Genomic DNA, 3,413 nt, shown 5'->3' with positions numbered 1-3,413 from the left:
GCCCCGGGCGCGGGGCGGGCCCGCCGGGCCCCCGGTCACTTCGCCAGCTCGGCGACGCCCGCCTGCGCGAACTGCTCGTCCAGGTCGCCGCTGGGCGCGCCCGCGACGCCGACGGCCGCGATCGGGGCGCCCTTCGACTGGATCGGGGCGCCGCCGGCCAGGAACAGGGTGCCCGGGATGTCCTTCAGGTTCGGGGCCTGGGCCAGGCGCTTGGCCAGCTCCGAGGTCGGGGCGTTCCAGGACACCGCGGTGAAGGCCTTGCGCTCGGCCGAGACCGGGGCCTGCGGGCCGGCGCCGTCGCCCTTCAGCAGCACCCGGGTGACGCCGTCGCGGTCGACGACCGCGACCGACACGTGCTGGCCGGCCTTGGTGGCCGCGTCCAGGGCGGCCTGGGCGGCGCGGGTGGCGGCGTCGATGGTCAGGCCGCTGCTCGGGGCCAGGTTCTTGTTCTGGGTGTCGGCCTTCGCCGCGGCCGGGACGGCCGGGGTGTCGGTGGACTCGGCGCTGGCCGAGACGGCGCCCACGGTGGCGGCGGCGAGCGCGGCGGCGGCGACGGTGCCAGTCAGCACCCGGGTGCGGACGGAGGTCTTCTTCATGGTCCAGCTCCTCAGCGGATCTGCGGGGTGGGGCGGGGCGGAGTGGGGGAGTTCGGGGGCCGCCGGGCCGTTGGGGGGATCGCCCGGCGGCGTGCTTCGATCCTCCGGCCGGGGAAGGGGCCGCCGCATCGGCGGTCCGGCGCGGGCGTCCGGGCATGATGGGGGACGGCGGCGTCAACCGATCGGCTGATGCGGCCCCGGGCCGGACGGGTCACCATCGAGGGATCGGTGCGGGTCGGTGCGGATCGGGACGGGCCCGTACGGACCGGTACGGCCGGTACGGGCAGGCGCCGACCGCGCACGCACCACCCGTTCAGCCAGGAGCCACCCGTGCAGCAGCCCCGCCCGACCGCCGGCCGCCCCGCCGCGGACCGCACCGGCGCCGGCGGCGCACTCGGCCACGACGCCGGCGATCCGGACGCGGGCCGGCTCGCGCTGCTGCTGGACTCCGCCTTCCTGCTGCTGCTCGCCGCCTCGCTCAGCCGCTACCTCACCCACCACTCCGGCACCGCGCAGGCGCCCTGGGTGATCGGGCTGAGCGCGGCCCTCGCCGTCGCCCAGCCGGCCGGGTCCTGGCTCGCCCACCGCCGTCCGACCGCCCCGGACCGGCACCGCCGCTGGGCGCTGGCCCTGGTGGTGGCGCTCTGGGTGGTGCTGGTGCTGCTCGCGCCGAGCTTCGCCTGGTGCGCCGTGCCGCTGATCTACACCGGGCTGCGGGTGCTGCCCGCGAAGGCGGCCATCCCGCTGGTCGGCGCGCTGACCCTGCTGGTGGTGACCGCCGAGGTCCGGCTGCCCGGCGGCGCCGACGCCACCCTCGTCCTGCTGCCGGCCGCGGTGGCCGGACTCGCCACCGGCGTCTTCCTCTTCATGGCCCGGCAGGCCGCCCGGCAGCGCGCGCTGATCGCCGACCTGGTCCGCACCCGGCGCGAACTCGCCGCCACCGAACGGCGGGAGGGCACCCTGGCCGAGCGCGAGCGGCTGGCGATGGAGATCCACGACACCCTGGCGCAGGGCCTGTCCAGCCAGCAGATGCTGCTCCAGGCCGCCGAGCGCACCTGGGACACCCACCCGGCGACCGCCCGTACCCACGTCCGCACCGCCGCCTCGGTGGCCGCCCGGAACCTGGCCGAGGCCCGCCGCTTCGTCCACGACCTCGCCCCGGCGGAGCTGTCCGACGGCCGCACCCTCGACCGGGCGCTGCGGGCGCTGGCCGAGCGGGAGTCCGCCGAGAGCGGGCTGCCGGTCCGCTTCCACCTGGACGGCGCGCCCGTGCCGCTACCCGCCGCCGCGCAGGCCGCGCTGCTGCGGATCGCCCAGGGCGCGCTGGCCAACGTCCGCGAGCACGCCGGGGCGTCGACGGCCGCGATCACGCTGTCCTTCCTCGGCGACCAGGCCGTGCTGGACATCGCCGACGACGGGCAGGGCTTCGACCCGGGCGCGGCCGGGGGCGGTGCGGGTGTCGGCGCCGGGGGCGGGGGCGGCCGTGGGTACGGCCTGCCGGCGATGCGGGCCCGGCTGCGGCAGCTGGGTGGCAGGCTGACCGTGGAGAGCGCGCCCGGCGAGGGCACCGTCGTCTCCGCCGCGATCCCCCTGGACGACCGATGAGCCCGGAACACCGGTCCCCCGAAGCACAGATGAGCCCGGACGAGCGATGACCCTGGAGCACCGATGAGCACGACTCCCGTCCGGACCACTCCCGTCCGGACCGCTCCCGTCCGGCTGCTGGTCTGCGACGACCACGCCGTGGTGCGGGCCGGACTGCTGGCGCTGCTCGCGAGCGCCGGCGACATCGAGGTGGTCGGCGAGGCCAGCACCGGGGAGGAGGCCGTCGCGCTGGCCGCCCGGCTGGCCCCGCAGGTCGTCCTGATGGACCTCCAACTCGGCGACGGCATCGACGGGGTGGAGGCCACCCGGCGGATCACCGCCGCCCCGGACGGGCCGCACGTCCTGGTGCTCACCACCTACGACACCGACGCCGACATCACCCGGGCGATCGCCGCCGGCGCCACCGGCTACCTGCTGAAGGCCGAGCGGCCCGAGGAGCTGTTCGCCGCCGTGCACGCGGCCGCGCAGGGCCGCACGGTGCTCTCGCCGCCGGTCGCCTCCCGGGTGATGGCGCAGATGCGGGCGCCCTCGCCGCAGCTCACCGAGCGCGAGCTGGACATCCTCGGACAGCTGGCGCAGGGGCTGGGCAACCGGGAGATCGCCCGGGCGCTGTTCATCAGCGAGGCCACGGTGAAGACCCACCTCGGCCGGATCTACGACAAGTTGGGCGTGGACACCCGGTCGGGAGCGGTGGCGGTGGCGAAGGAACGCCGGCTGCTGCGCTGAGCCCGCCCGCTCTCCCCTCCCCCGGCCGCTTACCCGGCTGCTTCCCCGGCCGCTTCCCTGGCCGCTTCTCCGGCTGCGCTGGGCGCCCGTCCGGTGTCACAGCGTGCTGCCACGATGCTCGGAATGTCGGATTCCACGGCGGCGTCCAGCACTACGTGTCCGCGCCCGGCGTCGGGCGGCTCGGGCGGCGGACACCCCGGTGGGACAACAAACCGCTGGTCCTGGGCCTTTCCGACCGCCGCGGAGCACTCCGTCACGATGTGGATGTTTTGTGGATTCCGCTATTGACAAACCAACCACGCGGTTTGTTAGTTTGAGATCAACGACGTCCCCGGAGGTGGGGGCTCGCCGGGCCTGTGCGGACCGCTCTCGCCGGAGGGGGGTGTGGCCAGGGGGGAACGGCGGGTTTGCCGGGGTGTCGGGGGGAGCGGCAACGCCGAAGCCGCGCGACGAGGCGGCGTGGAGCGAGTCCGGGGGGACTCGCTC

3 protein-coding genes are annotated in these 3,413 nt (G+C 76.4%); 2 read left to right on the top strand and 1 reads right to left on the bottom strand.

The genetic code is table 11. The annotated features are described in order from the left end of the window. Positions 1-35: 35 nt before the first annotated feature. The gene (locus ACFU7Z_RS37855; protein ID WP_049651637.1) at positions 36-596 is read right to left on the bottom strand and encodes a heme-binding protein; all 561 of its coding nucleotides are present in this window, start codon (positions 594-596) and stop codon (positions 36-38) included. A 330-nt stretch (positions 597-926) separates the two neighbouring features. On the opposite strand from ACFU7Z_RS37855, the gene ACFU7Z_RS37850 reads away from it, so the two are divergent. Both ACFU7Z_RS37850 and ACFU7Z_RS37845 read left to right on the top strand, forming a co-directional pair. Next, positions 927-2,201 (top strand): sensor histidine kinase, encoded by a 1,275-nt coding sequence (locus ACFU7Z_RS37850; RefSeq protein WP_380782638.1) that lies wholly within the window; start codon positions 927-929, stop codon positions 2,199-2,201. Positions 2,202-2,264: 63 nt separating this feature from the next. Then, positions 2,265-2,927 carry a response regulator gene (locus ACFU7Z_RS37845; protein ID WP_380782636.1) on the top strand — a complete coding sequence of 221 codons (663 nt, stop codon included), beginning with the start codon at positions 2,265-2,267 and terminating at the stop codon, positions 2,925-2,927. Positions 2,928-3,413: the final 486 nt, after the last annotated feature.

Source organism: Kitasatospora sp. NPDC057518 (genome assembly GCF_042802075.1).
In the GTDB taxonomy this organism is placed as follows: Bacteria; Actinomycetota; Actinomycetes; order Streptomycetales; family Streptomycetaceae; genus Kitasatospora.
Note: the sequence above shows the minus strand (reverse complement) of the source record. Positions and strands in the feature narration are given on the sequence as shown.

Excerpts from the sequence above, each read along its gene's own strand:
- ACFU7Z_RS37845 (WP_380782636.1), top strand. The coding sequence starts at position 2,265 with ATGAGCACGACTCCCGTCCGGACCACTCCCGTCCGGACCGCTCCCGTC.
- ACFU7Z_RS37855 (WP_049651637.1), bottom strand. The coding sequence starts at position 596 with ATGAAGAAGACCTCCGTCCGCACCCGGGTGCTGACTGGCACCGTCGCC.